Consider the following 17,201-nt stretch of genomic DNA (forward strand, 5'->3'; position numbering starts at 1 on the left):
CTGCCTTCACTGATTGTCAGTTCGCGTTATATTTCAGCTTTTTTTCAATAAGGTAATAGGTAAACGTGTCGATGATCCGTGTGGCAAGCTGCACAGATTCCGCCTCGTTGTGCGCCGCCAGCGCATCGGCCAACGCCGAATAAAGCGCGATAATTTCGGCATGAATGTTGTCTGCACGATAAAGTATCGCCACCAGCGATGCCCATTCAGCCTGCACCTGCAGCTCCTGGTTGGCCAGCCGCGCCGAATGCGAACTGGCGGCTATCGCCAGCAGGCAACGCATATCGGCCTGGGTCATCAGTTCAGGTGAGTTTGCTTTACTGAGTACTTCAACAAACTCGCGAAATTTGGCGATATCCGCGCTGGTCATCCGTCTGGAGGCCAGCCTTGCGCTATGGCTGATAATGGCGCAATGCATTTCACCCAGATCAGAAAGGTAATCCGTACTGATCGCTTTGAACGGATGCAGAGCGCTGTTTTTGCCATCGATGTTTTCGCATACGAAGCTTCCGCCATTACGCCCACGAACCGTATGGATAAGATTATTAGCCCGAAGCGTGTTTAGCGCTTCTCTGATGGTGATATGTGAGACACCCATCATCTTTGCCAAATCAGTTTCGTTGGGGAGCTGTTCTTTTGGCTCCAGCAATCCCGTGATAATGGCGTTTGAAAGGCGCTGCACTATCTGGTCTGAACGACTGACCTGCCCGATAGGCGCAAATATGACCGCGTGAGTAATCATAATCTTTTCTGTACTCAATTCCCTGAAACAACGACCATTTTTAACACATGCCCGTCGGGCAAGGAAGGTAAGAATGGCCGAGTCATTTTACATGCCTGGGCGCAACATAACTGCACAGGCGAATGTGTGTCCCGATAACCTCATGATGAGCCGGGCATAACGCGTTGACTCACGATGAAAAACCTTACCTTGTAAATGTGAAAATTAAGTTAAAAATGCGAGGCTTATCATAGTGTCAATGTTGCGCATTTGAAAATGTTTTACAATATATATATTACATAAGATTCTTTATGTATTAACTGGCAGGAGACAGGTATGAAAACCCTGAAGCATTTTATTAATGGGCAATATGTAGCAGGCAGCAGCGAAGACACCTTCGAGCTGGTGAGTCCGGTTGACGGCGAAACGTACGCATTATCTCCTAACGCCAGCGCGGCAGAGGTGGAGCAGGCATATTCGGCGGCGGAGGCGGCGTATAGCATCTGGAGAAAATCGACGCCGGCACAACGGCAAAAGGCATTATTGCGCCTGGCGGATGAGATTGAACGCAATGTTGAGCGGTTAGTAAACGCGCAGAGCCAGGAAACCGGTCAGCTTCGCCATTTTATTGAGAAAGAAGAGATCGCGGCATCCTGCGATGCCATCCGCTTTTTTGCCGGCGCGGCGCGCTGTCTTGAAGGGAAGGCGGCAGGAGAATATTCCGCCGGGTTTACCTCAACTATCCGCCGCGAACCGCTGGGTATTGTTGGTCAGGTTACGCCATGGAACTACCCGTTCATGATGGCGGTATGGAAGATTGCGCCAGCGCTGGCGGCAGGCAACACGGTTGTATTAAAACCAAGCGACACCACACCGATCAGCACGCTGCTGTTGGCCGAACTGGCTGCCCCGTTGTTCCCGAGAGGAGCATTTAACGTCGTGTTGGGCAAAGCCAGCACCGGTTCGCTGGTGGTTTCAAACCCGAAAGCCTCGCTGGTTTCGATTACCGGTTCGGTCCGTGCGGGTCTGCAGGTTGCGGCTTCGGCTGCGGCAAACCTGACCAGGGCGCATCTGGAATTGGGCGGGAAAGCGCCCGCGGTGGTTTTTGCCGATGCGGATATGGACAAGGCGATTGCGACAATCGCCACGGCAGGCTTTTTCAATGCCGGGCAGGACTGCACGGCGGCTACGCGTATCCTGGTCGAACAGTCCATTTACGCTGAGTTTCTGGAAAAGCTGATCCAGAAAACGAAGAGTATTAAATTTGGACCGCCAGAGGACCAGGAGGCGCTGTATGGCGCATTAAATAGCAAAAATCAGTTGGAGCAGGTGAAAGGCTTCATTGAACGTTTACCAGCACATGCAAAAATTGAAACCGGTGGGCGCGCAGGATCTGGGCCAGGCTTCTATTTTGAACCGACGATCGTCTCCGGATTGCATCAAAATGATGAAGCTATTCAGCATGAAGTATTTGGTCCGGTAATGACTATTCAATCGTTTTCTACTGACGAAGAAGTACTACACAAAGCGAATGATGTGGAGTATGGTCTTGCCGCCAGCGTCTGGACCAGTAACCATGGTCGCGCGCAGCGCTTCAGCATTGACCTCGATTTTGGCACGGTGTGGATTAACAATCACATTCCTCTGTGCGCCGAAATGCCGCACGGCGGGTTCAAAAAATCGGGTTATGGCAAAGATCTCTCATCCTATTCGCTCGAAGAATACACTCGGGTGAAACATATCATGTGTGACATTTCTGAATAGAGAGGATAACGATGAAAACATTAAGAATAGCGGTGCTTTCATTAGTGATGTTCTCGGGCTTTAGTCTGGCAGAAAGCACCTCGCTGAATACCGTGAAAGAGTATATGGCGGCGTGGAATGCGCACGATGCTTCGCGAGCCGCTCAATATCTTGCTGATGATGCGGTCTATTATGATGCCGCTGCGGGCGAACCAATAAACGGCAGAGAAAAAGCGGAAAAAGAGGTCATCGGCGCTTTTATTAAGGCGGTGCCAGACCTGAGCTGGAAAATGGTGGGTAAACCCGTCTACGACGAAGATACCGTGGCATTCCGTTGGGAATTTTCAGGAAAAAATAGTGGTGAATGGGCAGGGAGTCCGCCGACAAATAATCCGATCAAATTTGAAGGCGTCAGCTATATTCATGTTAAAGCAGGAAAAATCACCTGGCAGGGTGACTATTATGATTCTAAAAAACTGGACGAAGAGTTAAAGCCAGTGAAGTAGTCGGCTGTACCCCTTTAATAATTTGAAGGGGTATATCTCTTATTTGTGTCGTATTAAGGGCAGTGTGTAGCAATAAGGAAAAAAGTTAATGGCAATTACCAGACGTGATTTTCTCAACGGCGTCGCGGTGACTATTGCGGCGGGGCTTACTCCGCTGGAATGGGTCAGGGCGGCAGGAAAGGGAAACGCATTTATAGATGGACACTATTATCCGCCCGCGCTGACGGGGCTGCGGGGTAATCATCCTGGATCGTTTGAAATGGCGCATGCGCTAGGCCGCGAGCATAAGCATTTTGATCTAAACGCTCTGCCCGTTGAGGAAGAGTACGATCTGGTAATAGTGGGGGGCGGGATTAGCGGGCTTGCTGCCGGATGTTTCTGGCGACAACTTGCCGGACAAAATAGCCGGGTCCTGATCCTCGATAACCATGATGATTTTGGCGGGCATGCCAAACGTAATGAATTTACCAGCTCGGGCAAGAAACTACTCGGTTATGGCGGCAGCGAAGCATTCCAGTCACCCGCGCATAATTTCAGTCCTGAGGTACAAAAACTGATGGAAACCGTGGGCGTCAGCGTCACGCGGTTAAAAGAGAGTTTTGACGTAAACTTCTACCCCGACTGGCAACTCAGTCGCGGCGTTTTCTTCGACAAAAAGAATTTTGGCGAAACAAAAATCGTCAGCGGCGATCCGGGCCGCGCGGTATCTGATGATATCCCGCCGGACAGGCTCAATGGGCGTAAAATTGAAGACTTTATCAATGATTTCCCGCTAAGTGAGAACGACAGAAAAGCACTGATCGACCTGCACGTACGTCCTGGCGATTACCTTCCGGGGATGACGGTCGATGAGAAAATGGAATGGCTGGATACCCACAGCTACAGTGAATTTTTAGCAACAAAAGTTGGTTTGAGCAAAATGGCGCTGCTCTATTTTCAGCAGCGTTCCAATGACTTCTTTGCCATCGGCATTGAAGGCATCTCCTGCAGCGATGCCAGGGCGTGCGCCTTACCCGGCATGGAAGGGATGGGGTTACCGCCGTTGGACGGAGAGTCGCTGGCCGACCTCGAAGAGCCGTATGTTTACCATTTCCCGGACGGTAACGCCGGTCTGGCCCGATTGTTAGTCAGGTATATGCTGCCGGATGCGCTACCGGGTAACACTATGGAAGACTCTGTTCTCGCCAGACTGCATTACGAAAAGCTGGATCTACCAGAAAACACCACGCGTCTGCGCCTGAACAGCACGGTGATAAATGCGGCCAACGTACAGGATGGCGTGGCGGTGACCTATCTGCGTGACGGCAAAATGCACCGTGTGCGCGGTAAGAACACCATCATGGCAGGCTATAACATGATGATCCCGTATCTGGTGCCCGAGATGCCGGAACAGCAGCAGGCGGATCTCAAACTGAACGTGAAAGCACCGCTGGTGTACACCAACGTGGTGGTCAAAAACTGGCAGGCGTTCAAACAGCTTGGCGTACATGAATTTTACTCTCCGGCTGCTCCCTATAGCAGGGTTAAGCTCGACTATCCGGTCAGCATCGGCGGGTACCAACATCCGGCCTCACCGGACGATCCGATGGTCATTCACATGGTCTATGTGCCTACCTATCCTGGCAGTAACCTGTCGGCCAGAGAGCAGTTCCGTCTGGGACGAGCCTATTTACTGGGGACCACATTTGCGGCGCATGAGGAGATGATTCGCTCCCAGCTGCAGGAAATGTTCGGCTCAACGGGATTTGATAATCAACGCGATATCGCCGCCATTACCGTTAACCGCTGGGCGCATGGCTATGCGTATTACCCCAACTCGTTATTCGATGATATGGATAAAATGCCAGAAATTATCGAGCGGGCGCGTCAGCCAGTCGGTCGCATCGCCATCGCTAACTCCGATTCTGACTGGAGTGCTTATGCCCATACGGCGATCGACCAGGCATGGCGTGCGGTTAATGAACTCAAGGATATGGGGTGATCTATGCGTAATGTAACCGTTCTTGCCGCCTGTTTATTTACCGCCTCTGTTAGCGCTGCGGAGTCTAATGGCGAATATATCGCGCGAATCTCAGACTGTGTGGCCTGCCATACCACTGAAGGTGGTGCTGCGATGGCGGGTGGCAAAAAGTTTCCTACCCCGGTAGGGGATATTTATTCGACCAACATTACCCCAGACAAGACGCAGGGTATTGGTAATTACTCATACGAGGATTTTGAAAAGGCGGTACGTCAGGGAATTGCCAAAGACGGTCATCCGCTCTATCCGGCTATGCCTTATCCCTCTTATGCAAAACTTTCTGACGCGGATGTTCAGGCGTTGTATCGCTATTTTATGCATGATGTCAGGCCGTCTGCGCAACCCAATAAAGAGAATGCTATTCCGTGGCTACTCTCCGCCCGCTGGCCACTGCATATCTGGAACTGGTTGTTTACCGACGCGCCAACAACGACAGCAGTGAATGCGAAACCAGATGACAACGCTGCCCTGGTAAAACGGGGCGCTTATCTGGTGGAAGGTCCTGGGCACTGCGGTTCATGTCATACACCGAGAGGCATGGCGATGAACGAAAAAGCGTATACCAATGCTGATGCCGAGTACCTGAGCGGCGCGATGATCGACGGCTGGTATGCGCCTTCGCTGCGGGGCAGCGGAATGTCAGAGCAGGCGTTAAAATCGCTGCTGCTGACCGGTAAAAGCAAACATGCCGCGGTTTCTGGTTCGATGGCTGAAGTCGTTACGCAGAGTACGCAGTATCTGACTGATGAAGATGCCACGGCGATCGCGCAATATCTGCTGAGCCTGAAAAGCGCGAAGCCTGAAGCGGGGCGTACCGCATCGACTACTGCATCCTGGTCGAATTCACCCGAGGCGGGCAAAGTGACCTATAACCGCTACTGCTCCACCTGTCACGGACTGGAAGGGAAAGGTACGGATGATAACGCGCCTTCTTTGATCAATAACCCGTTGGTCATGGTTGATGACCCGACGCCACTGTTCAGAGTGATTGCCCACGGCGCAGAAACACCGACTACGCGTGGCAACGTCTCCTTTAAGATGCCTGCGTACGGTGGCCTGTTAAACGACACCGAAATGCGCGACGTGATTAACTACGTGCGTAAGAGTTGGGGAGAAGGGAATGGCGAAGTAAGCCAGGAAGACCTGGCTGGCGTTAAAAAAGCGTCACATTAAACAGCATGCCGGATAAGGCGCTTACGCCGCTATCCGGCAGTGCTTATACGGCGTTTACTCTGATAATACCCACCAGTCGTGTAAACGCCGCCGCCATTTCATGCTCTTCGATACTGGCAAATCCCAGCAGCAGTCCGCTGCGCTTCTCTTCATTCACGTAGTAGCGAGACAGCGGGCGCACCAGCAGCCCTTGTGTGTTCGCCTGTTGGGCAATAACAACGTCATCGCTCCCGGCGGGCAACTGTAGAATCATGTGTAGCCCGGCGTTGCTGCTGAAAGAGCCAAGATAATGCTCACCAAGCTGGCGGCTGATAAGCTCCATCAGTGTCTGACGCCGACGACTGTACAGCTGGCGCATTTTACGTATGTGCGCCGCGTAGTAACCCTCACGGATAAACTCTGCCAGCGCGGCCTGAATCAGCAAATGTCCGCCACGATAGAGGTCGTTATGAACTTTCTTCAGCGGCGCGGCTAGCGGTTTGGGCAGCACCACATACCCGAGACGTAGCGCAGGATAGAGTGTCTTACTGAATGTCCCGATATAGATGACCGGCGTCTCTTCTTCCAGTCCCTGCAAAGAGGGGATCGGCTGACCTGAAAAGCGGAACTCGCTGTCATAGTCATCTTCCACTATCCAGCTTCGCGTTTCGCGTGCGCGAAACAGAAGTTGCTGACGGCGACTGAGGCTCATCACCGAACCGAGAGGATATTGATGTGACGGTGTCACAAAAATAAGTTTTGGCGCAGGCTCTCCAGCTTCCGGAGGGACCATGCCTTGTTCATCAACCGGGATAGCCGAAAAATTTACCGCATTGATGCGCAGAATATTTTTGATTCCCCAGTAGCCCGGCTCCTCAATCCAGGCATTATCACCGGGGTTGCATAATGTTCGGGTCACCAGATCCAGCGCCTGGTGAATACCTTCAGTAATCAGAATTTGCTCCGGCGAACACCGCACGCCACGCGCGGTTCGCAGATAGTCTGCCAGCGCTTCTTTTAGCTCATTCACGCCGCCTGCGGCATCGTAAGTGAGAAACTCCGGACGCAGGCGTCTCGCCAGCCTGTCCTGAATTTTTTTGAGTACCCGGTGAGGGAAATGCTCTACATCAGGTACGCCTGGAATAAATGCCCCCCACTGACGGGGACTGGCGCTGGCATGACCCAACAGCTCAAGGCAGCGGTTAGATAAGCGGGTGTGATCCTCCGGAGTGGCAGCAACAGGTTCTTTATTGGGACGCAGGTTGAGATTGTCCAGCACGCTGTCAGTGACAAATGTGCCGCTGCTGGTACGCGCAGAAATATAACCTTCGGCCTGCAACTGCTCGTAAACCCGCAGGACGGTATTGCGCGATAGCGTCAGCTCTCCTGCCAGGTCACGCGACGGAGGCATTCGGGTAGCCGGTTTCAGGCTACCTTCGAGGATGCAACTACAAATGGCGGCATACAGACGACGATGCAGTTTTTCATCTGGCTGCTGGCTAAATGCCTGCTTGATCACATCTCCGGCAAGTGAACGCATTTGGATCCTTAAAATAAAACGATTTGGCTCTCGATTAAAGTACCAGACGGCGTCTAAATTTAAAGGGTAATTCAACCTAAATGTATTAATGGACAAGGTGTAAGAATGAACAATAAAAACCTGCAACAACGTCGTCTGGATGCCACCCCGCGTGGCGTGGGTGTAATGTGTGATTTTTATGCCCAGTCGGCAGAAAACAGCACGATTACCGATATCGAAGGCAATCAGTACATTGATTTTGCCGCCGGGATTGCCGTGCTGAACACCGGACACCGTCATCCTCGCCTGGTGCAGGCAGTCGAAGCACAGCTTCAGGCTTTTACCCATACGGCTTATCAGATTGTCCCGTATGAAAGCTATGTGTCTTTGGCTGAGAAAATCAACGCCGTTGCGCCAGTCGATGGTAAGCGGAAAACCACGTTCTTCACCACCGGGGCTGAAGCGGTAGAAAACGCAGTGAAAATTGCCCGCGCGCATACCGGCCGTCCTGGCGTTATCGCGTTTGGCGGCGGTTTTCATGGGCGTACTTACATGACGATGGCGTTAACCGGCAAAGTAGCGCCCTATAAAAAAGGATTCGGCCCGTTCCCTGGCTCCATTTACCATGCGCCGTATCCTTCTGAATTGCAGGGGATTTCTACGGCAGACTCCATAAAAGCGATCGAGCGCCTGTTTAAAGCCGATATCGATCCAACCCAGGTTGCGGCGATTATCTTCGAACCCGTCCAGGGCGAAGGAGGCTTCGTAGTAGCGCCGCCGGAATTTGTGACCGCCATCCGCCGTATTTGCGACGAGCATGGCATTGTGATGATCGCTGATGAGGTGCAAAGCGGGTTTGCCCGTACGGGCCAGCTGTTTGCGATGGATCATTACGCTGATAAAGCGGATCTGATGACCATGGCAAAAAGCCTTGCGGGCGGCATGCCGCTGTCAGGCGTCGTGGGCAAAGCCGAAATCATGGACGCGCCAGCGCCGGGTGGTCTGGGCGGAACTTACGCCGGGAACCCGCTGTCGATTGCGGCGGCTCATGCGGTGCTGGATATCATTCGTGATGAACAGTTGTGCCAGCGTGCGGCGGCCCTCGGTGAACAACTGCGCGCCACTCTGACCGAGGCGCAAGCAGGGTGTCCTGAACTGGCCGAAGTGCGTGGCTTAGGCTCTATGATTGCCGCTGAATTCTGTGATGCAACGACGGGAGAACCCAACGCCGCCGCCGCACAGCGCGTGCAGAAGAAAGCCCTTGAGCAAGGATTGCTACTGCTGACCTGTGGTCAATATGGCAACGTTATTCGTTTCCTTTACCCGCTGACGATTCCGCAGGATCAGTTCGCCAAAGCGCTTGATATCATCAAAGCGGCAACCAAATAATCCATAAGTCAAAAGGATACTCATAGCCGACGGTCGTCATCACCGTCGGCTTTTTTGTTGCTATAAATTGACCAATTACACGTCGTTGTATATTTACATACATATCGATTGAGTCTATCCTATTTATCATACAAATATAACAACTGTACTCTTCAAGAGAAGGCGCTTGCGTTAGTGGCCTCCAGTCTTTCTACCTAACAAACTGAATTAACGAATGTTAAATAACAAAATTACCCCAGTAGCCTCTGGGTTGTTGACCTTTGCCTGTCTTTCCACCGCCGTAACCGCGCATGCTGAAGATACCGTCATCGTTTCGGCGCCCGCCTCGTCACAATCCTCGTTTTCGAAACATGAACCGCCGGCGAGTGAAAAAAAAGCAATGTTAGGTAGCCTTGGCGAGCGTGAGCTGATTGATGTTCCCTGGTCGGTACAGACCTTGTCGAAAAGAGTGCTGGATCAGCAACAGATCAAAGACGTGAAAGATGCCTATCGGTACCTACCTTCCGTTCAGGGGGACGGCGTCCGCCCGCAAACCCGCGGCATGCAGGGCAGTGTGGTACAGAACCATATGATTGATGGCCTGAACGCCGTCTCCACGACGGAATATTCGACTGAACAGTTCCAGAGCATAGACGTGTTGAATGGAATAGCCGGATCATTGTACGGCCCAGCCAATCCGGCGGGGATGTTTAATCTGGTGTCTAAACGACCTGTCGATACGCCGTTACATCGCGTAACCGTAGGGCAAGGTACAGGGTCGGGAACGCTGACGTCGATGGATTTCAGCGGCCCAATCGATGAGGGAGACCGGGTGAAATATCGCCTTAACTTGCTAAATGATGAGGGCCGTAGTTACACCACCGATAGCCATGTCCGTCGACAGTACGCAGGATTAGGGCTGGATTTTCAACTGACAGATCAAACGGTGCTGGAGAGTAATTTCAGCTATTACCATTACTATGAAAAAGGCATGCCAGGGAGTTTTGCCCTGGCGAAGGGCGTTCACTTCCCCACGGCATTTGATCCTACGAACAGTAAATATGGTCAGTCTTATGCGGGTCATGATGACGAAACGACCACCGCCGATATGCATATTAAGCATGATTTTGACGGTAACTGGATGCTGGATCTGGGGGTGCTACACCAGGTCGCAGATCGAGAATCGACGGCAGTGACTAACACTCTGACGAATAATCGGGGAGATTACACCACCACAACCGCCAATTCGGCGGCCAGTCGCTTTACCATCAACAGTTATTTAGCGAACCTGACCGGTAGCATTGATACCGGCTGGCTGACGCAGGACATTTCTACCGGAATGCGTGGATTTGTATGGAAAAACTATAATCCCAGAAACGGGGGAACCTTCACCCTTGGGCATTCTTCTCTTGATCAACATCCCGACTACCCACGACCACCATATCCGGACTTTAACGATCGCTATCATTCAGCAACGACCACTCAGCATGCGTTTTTGCTAAGCGATACGCTGCATTTTTCCCCGCAGTGGAGCTTGCTGCTTTCCGGTAGTGAGAACCTGTTTACCGTCAGTAACTACAACAAAACTGGGCATGAAAGTAGCCGGCAGAAAGACAATGGCATGAGCGGTTCTACCAGCCTGATGTATAAACCGGTGGAGAGCGTCACGCTGTATACCACCTGGGCGGACAGCTTGCAGCAGGGCGATACCGCACCCGCTGGGGCGCGCAATGCCGGGCAGGTATTAGATCCCTACCGTAGTCGCCAGGTTGAAGTGGGCGCAAAATATGCGCCAGTAAAGGATCTGCTGCTTACCGCTGCGCTGTTTGAAGCTAAACGCCCCTTTGCCTATACCAACGACAACGGTGATTTTGCCCAGGACGGAACGCAGAAAAACCGAGGACTGGAACTGATGGCTGATGGGCATATTACCCGAAATTTGCGCGTGTTAGGCGGCGGAGCCTGGCTTGATCCGGTGCTACATAATACCGCGGCCAGCAATGCGGATGGTAAGCAAGTTGTTGGTTTACCACGCTTCGCCTCGAATATCCTCGCGATCTACACCATTGAACGGGTTCCAGGACTGGATGTCGACACGAACGTGCATTATGTCGGGCGTCGGGCTACCGATAACGCCAATGACAGCTGGGTCGGGAGTTACACCACGGTGGATATCGGCACGCGTTATGCCACCAGGCTATGGAACACGCCAACCACCTTCCGGTTTGATATCACCAACCTCACCGATCGTCACTACTGGACCAATATTGTTCCGGGCGCATTGACCGGTTACACGGGGGCAGGGGCTGCCAGCGCGCAACTTGGCGCACCGCGTCAGGCTCAGATTTCTGTTCAGGTTGATTTTTAGAGGTTACTCATGAAAACGTGCCACACATGGCTGCTTTGTGTGTGGCTGGCGTTTCCTGCCCTGGCAACACGCCAGGTTGTGGATGATGCTGGTCACACGGTTACCGTTCCCATGCAAGTTGAGCGTATTGCTGATGGCTGGTTTGCTCATCATTCGGTACTGATGACGCTGGGTGCTGGCCGTAACATTGTTGCGACGGTGAACCATGAGGAGAACCAGCCCTGGATGTTCAAAATCAATCCTTCCCTGAGACAAGCCTTACAGATACGGGGAACATCATTCAATAGTGAGGATTTGCTGGCCCGGCACGTCGATGTGCTGTTTGTGGCAAAAGGAAAAGGGGATGCTCAAAGTTACAGCCAGGCGGGCATCCCGACTCTTGAAATGGCATTTACTGACTATGCTTCGATGGAAAAATCGGTCACTACAACCGCAGAAGTGCTGGGTACCGGGCAAGCGCGCGCCCGGGCGACGGCTTACAATCAGTATCTAAACCGTGTACTCGCTGACGTGCAGGCTAAAACGGCGGGATTAACGGCAAACCATCGTCCACGGGTACTCCATATTCAATCGCTGAATCCGCTTAAAGTCGACGGCAGGCACACGTTGATCGATACCTGGATTACGCTTGCGGGCGGATTGAACGCGGCAGGAGAAGTGAACGGCAATATGAAAGAGGTATCGCCTGAGCGGGTGCTTTACTGGCAACCGCAGGTCATTATTCTCGGGGCGGGTTGCGGTGATATCGGCAATTCACCCTACGCGGCATTGTTCAAAGAACTTGACGCGGTTAAGCAGGGTAACGTTTGGCGTAATCCGGCGGGCGTGTTCCCCTGGGATCGTTACGGTACTGAAAGTGCGCTGCAGCTGCAGTGGGCTGCATCAAAACTGCATCCTGCGCTGTTTAGCGGTTTGGATATGGTCAGCGTGACGCGAGATTTTTATCGCCAGTTCTTCGATTATTCGCTTACTCAGGAGCAGGCGATGCGAATTTTAAATGCGTTACCTCCACAGGAGTAGCGTCCACGTGTAAAGACTGGCGCGCTAGGGATTGCACGCCATATTTACCCCTTTTAAATGTGGGATTTGATGCGACGCATGATGATAATGGGTTGCCAGTTATCACGTTATATAATTTAATGCATATCGATTTTACTCCTCTATCCAGATGGTATCCCATGTTTACTTTCCGTTCTTTTGTGCTGGTATGCGCCAGCATGTTGTTTGCGTTTTCTGCCCAGGCCGACCGTACGATCACCGATCAGCTTGGTCGTCAGGTCACGATAGCGGATCACATCGACAAAGTGGTCGTGCTGCAACACCAGACCTTAAATATTCTGGTCCAGCTCGATGCGCAGCAGGACATTGTTGGCGTGATGTCGAGCTGGAAAAAACAGCTCGGGCCTGAGTTTGAACGCTTTATGCCGACAATTTCCACATTGCCGACACCGGGCGACCTCACCAGCGTGAATATCGAAAGCCTGCTGGCGATTCATCCACAGGTGGTGTTTGTCGCTAACTATGCGCCTGCGGAGATGATCCAGCAGATTCAAAGCGCCGGTATTCCGGTCGTGGCTATCTCGTTACGTAAGGACGCCGCAGGGCAACAGAATAAAATGAACCCGACCATGGCCGATGAAGAGCAGGTTTACAACGAAGGGTTAAAGCAAGGGATTCGCCTGATTGCGGACGTGGTTGGGCGTAAACCGCAGGCCGAGACATTAATCGACTACGTTTTTGCGGCACGGGCAAAATTTAATGCGCCGGTTGCAAAAATCCCGGATGCGCAAAAAGTCCGTATTTATATGGCTAACCCCGACCTGATGACTTACGGCTCCGGGAAGTACACAGGACTGATGATGCAGCACGCGGGGGGATTAAACGTGGCGGCTGCCAGTGTGAAAGGTGCCCGTCAGGTTGCGCTGGAGCAGGTACTGGCGTGGAATCCGCAGGTGATTTTTGTGCAGGATCGCTATCCGCAGGTGGTGACTGAGATCCAAAATGATCCTAACTGGCAGGGGATTGATGCGGTGAAAAATCATCGCGTCTGGCTGATGCCTGAATACGCTAAAGCCTGGGGCTATCCGATGCCGGAAGCGTTGGCGATCGGTGAGCTATGGATGGCCAAGAAACTGTATCCGGATGCTTTTAAAGACGTGGATGTTGATGCGCAGGCGCAAGACTATTATCAGCGTTTTTATCGCGTGAACTGGCAGTCTGATGCAGCTAAGTAACCGCTTTTTACCCCAGCAGCCGATTTTGATCGCGGCGGTCCTGTTGCTGGGCGTCAGTTCGCTGTGCCTCGGGCAGTATCCGCTTTCGTTGCGCGAGGTATTTTATCACCTGACGCACTTTAGCGATGCCGAAGGGATTGCCGGTCAGGTCATCTGGACGGTCAGGCTACCGCGTATTCTGATGGCGCTGCTGGCGGGTGGCGCGCTGGGTTTATGCGGCGCGACGCTGCAAGGAGTATTTCATAATCCGCTGGTCGACCCGCATATAATCGGCGTGACGTCCGGGGCCGCTTTTGGCGGCACGCTGGCTATTTTGCTCGGTCTGTCGCCGTGGTTGATGATGGGTTCAACGTTTTTCTTCGGCCTGACGGCGTTGATCCTGGTATATGCCATTGCTGCGCTGCAGGGGCTGGAAAATACGCTGGTGCTGATCCTGTCGGGTATCATTTTGAGCGGCTTTTTTGCCGCGCTGGTGAGCTTGATTCAGTATCAGGCTGATACTGAAGAGACGTTACCCAATATCGTGTTCTGGCTGCTTGGCAGCTTTGCGACGGCCAACTGGCATAAAGTACTGCTGCTGGCGATTCCGGTCGGTATTGCCGCGACGGTTTTGTACCAGCTACGCTGGCGGATAAACCTGTTATCGCTTAATGACAAAGATGCCAGAGCGCTGGGCGTCGCGGTTGTTCCTTTGCGACGCAGCGTTTTGGTGTGCTGCGCATTTTTAGTCGCCGCTCAGGTGGCGGTTAGCGGCAGTATTGCCTGGGTTGGGTTGGTTATTCCTCATCTGGCGCGTTTGCTGGTGGGCGTTGATCACCGTCGTCTACTGCCGTGCGCCTTCTGGCTGGGGGGCGGTTTTATGATTGTAGTGGATGATATTGCACGCACCCTGATGCATGCGGAGATACCGTTGGGGATTATCACCGCATTATTCGGCGCGCCGCTGTTTGCTTTTTTACTCATCCGCTCCAGCCGTCGGGAGAAATCATGAAACCTGCCGCACTGCGTGTAAATCAGCTGACTTATGGGTATCGCGCGCCGCTGTTTGACCCGCTTACGTTCTGCTGCCAAAAAGGCGAGATCTGGGCTGTGCTGGGACGTAACGGTCTGGGTAAAAGTACGCTGCTCGATACGCTAACCGGCACGCTGCCTGCTTTGGGAGGCAGTATTGAAAATAACGGTGGGATAGGGATTGTGGCACAGCATAGCCATCTGCCGTTTCCTTATACGGTGAGTGATGTGGTGTTGATGGGGCGAGCACAGCACGTGAAGCTTTTTGCGCAACCGAGCCAGCAGGATCAAAAAAGAGCAACGCAGGCGCTGGAGCAGTTAAATATTGCGCAGCTTGCTTCCAGCTCGTTTAGCTCACTTTCCGGCGGGCAACAACAACTGGTGATGATAGCCCGGGCACTGGTGACTGAGTGTCAGACGCTTTTGCTTGATGAACCATGTTCCGCGCTGGATCTTGCTAATCAGCAGGTGGTGCTTCAACTCATCAGCGATCTGGCCCATTATCAGGGATGCAGCATTCTCTTTTCAACCCACGATCCGCTGCATGCGCTACAGATAGCCACCCATACTTTGCTGCTGCTCCCCGAAGGCAAATGGCGGGCAGGACCTACGGACAGCATTGTGACGGAAGAAAATTTGTTCCTGGCCTATGGCTTACCACTGCGAAAACTTAGCGTGGAGAACCACCACACGCCGTTTATCGCGCCGTTGTTTTCTATTCGTCGTTAAGCGGTAAGAATCCTGCGGCGGTAAGAAACGCCTGCCCGTCGCGGGAAAGTATGAATTCAACCAGCGCCATCACTTCTTTGGATGCATCAAGCACCGCCAGTTGGTATTCGCAGTGAATATTGTGCTCATCAGGGATAGCCACGTAATGTACGTCGGGCAACGCGCGCAGCGTGTGTGCGTAATGCGCGTAACCGATAAACAGATCGGCCAACCCCTGGCGCAGGATCCAGGCGCTTGCTATTTCTCCTTGCGGGATTTTTATCGTATCACGACCACCAACCAGCGGGATGGCGCGCGTTCGAAGCTGTTGTCCGAGTCCCGGCTCCAGTACATCCATGTTGTCGAAAAATGCCCAGGTATAGTCTCCGGAAGGGTCACAGCCGGGCGTTGATGTACCTGGTCGCAGCGTTGGGTCGCGCAGCAAATCCAGCCAGGCGCCGGTTCGATTGCTGACCAGACTCAGTTGATTCCAGCTAAAGGTCTGCGTGAAAACCGCTTTCTTCTGAGCCAGCAGACGTTGCGGATGCTCCCGATTGGCCGAGGCAAAGAGCGCACAGGGTTCACCTGCTTCAATCCGCTCGCGCAATAAACCGGCCGGACCATATTCAACCTTAACGTCTATTCCGCTCTGGTGTGTGAACTGGCTTATCAGTGGAGTAAATGCCGGGCGTAAACTGCCTGCGGCGAACAGGAGGATGGAAGAGGGCATGGTATCCGTTCTCTGGCGAAAGACATTATGCGAAGAAGATGAATGATACGCGTTGATCATGGAACTTAGAATGATTTAGCGCAGTGCTATTGAATCATCATGGAAAATGATAAAACTGAAGGATACAAACCAGAGATAAAAAGAGAGTTTTGAAGGGAAATAGCACCAAATCAAAGAGATGATTTGGTGCGTCCGAGTGGACTCGAACCACCGACCCCCACCATGTCAAGGTGGTGCTCTAACCAACTGAGCTACGGACGCAAGATGGTGCGTTCAATTGGACTCGAACCAACGACCCCCACCATGTCAAGGTGGTGCTCTAACCAACTGAGCTATGAACGCAACGTTGTAGGTGACAACGGGGACGAATATTAGCGGCACAGACCGAATGAGGCAAGAGGGAAATAGCATTTTTCTTCCTGATCTCACGCGATTGCAGAGTAATTAAGCAAGTTGATTATATTTTGTTGATTTTGCAGCGTGTTTTTTATTCAGACAGCGAACTGGAGCATACCAGGGGCGGTTTGCATTACAGGGGCGCTCAGACTTTAAGCGCTGTAAGGATCGTGGCTTCTATTTTTTCTGGGGTAGTGAAGGGGGCAAAACGCTTGAGCGGCTTGCCGTCACGCCCGATCAGGAACTTAGTAAAATTCCACTTGATCCGCCCACCCAGCACGCCGGGTAATTCGTCTTTCAGGTAACGAAATACCGGGTGTGTAGCGGCACCGTTGACTTCCACTTTCTCAAGCATCGGGAAGCTCACACCGTAGTTGATGTGACAGGTTTGCGCGATTTCGTCTGCTCCACCGGGCTCCTGATTACCGAACTGGTTGCAGGGAAAACCAAGCACTACCAGACCCTGCGCGGCGTACTTCTTGTAGAGCGCTTCAAGGCCTGCATATTGTGGCGTGAAACCACAATGGCTGGCGGTATTAACCACCAGAACCAGTTTGCCAGCGTAGTCGACCATAGAGATGGGCTGGCCATGCAAACTGGTGGCAGTCAGTTGATGAAAGGGGGTCATGCCGGATTCCTCAAATAAGATAGCATTACTCATGTTGCCCGCGAGTGACAGGCTTCGCTGCGTATCTATTTATTATGATCGCAACTGCAGGATTAAT

At 52.5% G+C, this 17,201-nt stretch carries 14 protein-coding genes and 2 tRNA genes; 10 read left to right on the forward strand and 6 right to left on the reverse strand.

Translation table 11 applies throughout. The features are described from left to right. Positions 1 to 16 precede the first annotated feature (16 nt). Positions 17 to 742 (reverse strand): FadR/GntR family transcriptional regulator, encoded by a 726-nt coding sequence (locus tag OGV77_RS14750; RefSeq protein WP_043016533.1) that lies wholly within the window; start codon positions 740 to 742, stop codon positions 17 to 19. Between the two features lie 315 nt (positions 743 to 1,057). On the opposite strand from OGV77_RS14750, the gene OGV77_RS14755 reads away from it, so the two are divergent. From OGV77_RS14755 to OGV77_RS14770, 4 genes are all read left to right on the forward strand, one after another. Next, positions 1,058 to 2,485, forward strand: a complete 1,428-nt coding sequence (locus tag OGV77_RS14755) for a gamma-aminobutyraldehyde dehydrogenase (RefSeq protein ID WP_087050625.1) — start codon at positions 1,058 to 1,060, stop codon at positions 2,483 to 2,485. 11 nt (positions 2,486 to 2,496) lie between these two features. Next, the gene (locus tag OGV77_RS14760; RefSeq protein WP_087050624.1) at positions 2,497 to 2,970 is read left to right on the forward strand and encodes an ester cyclase; all 474 of its coding nucleotides are present in this window, start codon (positions 2,497 to 2,499) and stop codon (positions 2,968 to 2,970) included. Between the two features lie 88 nt (positions 2,971 to 3,058). Beyond that, positions 3,059 to 4,951, forward strand: coding sequence for an NAD(P)-binding protein (locus OGV77_RS14765; protein WP_087050623.1), 1,893 nt, complete (start codon positions 3,059 to 3,061; stop codon positions 4,949 to 4,951). Between the two features lie 3 nt (positions 4,952 to 4,954). After that, positions 4,955 to 6,163 carry a cytochrome c gene (locus OGV77_RS14770; protein ID WP_087050622.1) on the forward strand — a complete coding sequence of 403 codons (1,209 nt, stop codon included), beginning with the start codon at positions 4,955 to 4,957 and terminating at the stop codon, positions 6,161 to 6,163. A gap of 43 nt (positions 6,164 to 6,206) precedes the next feature. Here OGV77_RS14770 and pdxR read toward each other — a convergent pair whose 3' ends face one another. Continuing rightward, entirely contained in the window at positions 6,207 to 7,682 is a 1,476-nt protein-coding gene (pdxR, locus tag OGV77_RS14775; RefSeq protein WP_087050621.1) for a MocR-like pyridoxine biosynthesis transcription factor PdxR, read from the reverse strand. A 105-nt stretch (positions 7,683 to 7,787) separates the two neighbouring features. Between pdxR and puuE the strand changes: the two genes are divergently transcribed. The 6 genes from puuE to OGV77_RS14805 all read left to right on the forward strand — a co-directional run bounded on the left by puuE (position 7,788) and on the right by OGV77_RS14805 (position 15,371). After that, on the forward strand, positions 7,788 to 9,050 hold the full coding sequence (gene puuE, locus OGV77_RS14780) for a 4-aminobutyrate transaminase (RefSeq protein WP_087050620.1): 1,263 nt from the start codon (positions 7,788 to 7,790) through the stop codon (positions 9,048 to 9,050). A 214-nt stretch (positions 9,051 to 9,264) separates the two neighbouring features. Continuing rightward, positions 9,265 to 11,397, forward strand: coding sequence for a TonB-dependent receptor (locus tag OGV77_RS14785; RefSeq protein WP_087050619.1), 2,133 nt, complete (start codon positions 9,265 to 9,267; stop codon positions 11,395 to 11,397). 9 nt (positions 11,398 to 11,406) lie between these two features. Continuing rightward, on the forward strand, positions 11,407 to 12,417 hold the full coding sequence (locus OGV77_RS14790; RefSeq protein ID WP_043016525.1) for an ABC transporter substrate-binding protein: 1,011 nt from the start codon (positions 11,407 to 11,409) through the stop codon (positions 12,415 to 12,417). A gap of 158 nt (positions 12,418 to 12,575) precedes the next feature. After that, positions 12,576 to 13,631 (forward strand): ABC transporter substrate-binding protein, encoded by a 1,056-nt coding sequence (locus tag OGV77_RS14795; RefSeq protein WP_100194444.1) that lies wholly within the window; start codon positions 12,576 to 12,578, stop codon positions 13,629 to 13,631. Beyond that, positions 13,618 to 14,622: a FecCD family ABC transporter permease gene (locus OGV77_RS14800; protein WP_043016523.1), complete on the forward strand. Its 1,005-nt coding sequence runs from the start codon at positions 13,618 to 13,620 to the stop codon at positions 14,620 to 14,622. The genes OGV77_RS14795 and OGV77_RS14800 overlap by 14 nt, the downstream gene beginning before the upstream one ends. Further along, positions 14,619 to 15,371, forward strand: a complete 753-nt coding sequence (locus OGV77_RS14805) for an ABC transporter ATP-binding protein (protein WP_043016522.1) — start codon at positions 14,619 to 14,621, stop codon at positions 15,369 to 15,371. The genes OGV77_RS14800 and OGV77_RS14805 overlap by 4 nt, the downstream gene beginning before the upstream one ends. Here the strand turns inward: OGV77_RS14805 and OGV77_RS14810 are convergent. The 4 genes from OGV77_RS14810 to OGV77_RS14825 form a co-directional block, all read right to left on the reverse strand. After that, complete coding sequence (locus tag OGV77_RS14810) at positions 15,358 to 16,080, reverse strand: substrate-binding domain-containing protein (protein WP_087050618.1); 723 nt, start codon at positions 16,078 to 16,080, stop codon at positions 15,358 to 15,360. The genes OGV77_RS14805 and OGV77_RS14810 overlap by 14 nt on opposite strands. 184 nt (positions 16,081 to 16,264) lie before the next feature. Then, positions 16,265 to 16,341, reverse strand: a tRNA-Val gene (locus tag OGV77_RS14815). A gap of 4 nt (positions 16,342 to 16,345) precedes the next feature. Continuing rightward, positions 16,346 to 16,422: transfer RNA gene (locus OGV77_RS14820), tRNA-Val, on the reverse strand. 199 nt (positions 16,423 to 16,621) lie between these two features. Continuing rightward, positions 16,622 to 17,104, reverse strand: a complete 483-nt coding sequence (locus OGV77_RS14825; RefSeq protein WP_087050617.1) for a glutathione peroxidase — start codon at positions 17,102 to 17,104, stop codon at positions 16,622 to 16,624. Positions 17,105 to 17,201 lie beyond the last annotated feature (97 nt).

This window comes from Citrobacter sp. Ce129, from assembly GCF_030334545.1.
Lineage (GTDB): Bacteria > Pseudomonadota > Gammaproteobacteria > Enterobacterales > Enterobacteriaceae > Citrobacter > Citrobacter europaeus.

Bases quoted from the DNA above. Each gene is read 5' to 3' on its own strand.
- OGV77_RS14750 (WP_043016533.1), bottom strand. From the start codon at position 742: ATGATTACTCACGCGGTCATATTTGCGCCTATCGGGCAGGTCAGTCGT.
- OGV77_RS14755 (WP_087050625.1), top strand. From the start codon at position 1,058: ATGAAAACCCTGAAGCATTTTATTAATGGGCAATATGTAGCAGGCAGC.
- OGV77_RS14760 (WP_087050624.1), top strand. From the start codon at position 2,497: ATGAAAACATTAAGAATAGCGGTGCTTTCATTAGTGATGTTCTCGGGC.
- OGV77_RS14765 (WP_087050623.1), top strand. From the start codon at position 3,059: ATGGCAATTACCAGACGTGATTTTCTCAACGGCGTCGCGGTGACTATT.
- OGV77_RS14770 (WP_087050622.1), top strand. From the start codon at position 4,955: ATGCGTAATGTAACCGTTCTTGCCGCCTGTTTATTTACCGCCTCTGTT.
- pdxR (WP_087050621.1), bottom strand. From the start codon at position 7,682: ATGCGTTCACTTGCCGGAGATGTGATCAAGCAGGCATTTAGCCAGCAG.
- puuE (WP_087050620.1), top strand. From the start codon at position 7,788: ATGAACAATAAAAACCTGCAACAACGTCGTCTGGATGCCACCCCGCGT.
- OGV77_RS14785 (WP_087050619.1), top strand. From the start codon at position 9,265: ATGTTAAATAACAAAATTACCCCAGTAGCCTCTGGGTTGTTGACCTTT.
- OGV77_RS14790 (WP_043016525.1), top strand. From the start codon at position 11,407: ATGAAAACGTGCCACACATGGCTGCTTTGTGTGTGGCTGGCGTTTCCT.
- OGV77_RS14795 (WP_100194444.1), top strand. From the start codon at position 12,576: ATGTTTACTTTCCGTTCTTTTGTGCTGGTATGCGCCAGCATGTTGTTT.
- OGV77_RS14800 (WP_043016523.1), top strand. From the start codon at position 13,618: ATGCAGCTAAGTAACCGCTTTTTACCCCAGCAGCCGATTTTGATCGCG.
- OGV77_RS14805 (WP_043016522.1), top strand. From the start codon at position 14,619: ATGAAACCTGCCGCACTGCGTGTAAATCAGCTGACTTATGGGTATCGC.
- OGV77_RS14810 (WP_087050618.1), bottom strand. From the start codon at position 16,080: ATGCCCTCTTCCATCCTCCTGTTCGCCGCAGGCAGTTTACGCCCGGCA.
- OGV77_RS14825 (WP_087050617.1), bottom strand. From the start codon at position 17,104: ATGACCCCCTTTCATCAACTGACTGCCACCAGTTTGCATGGCCAGCCC.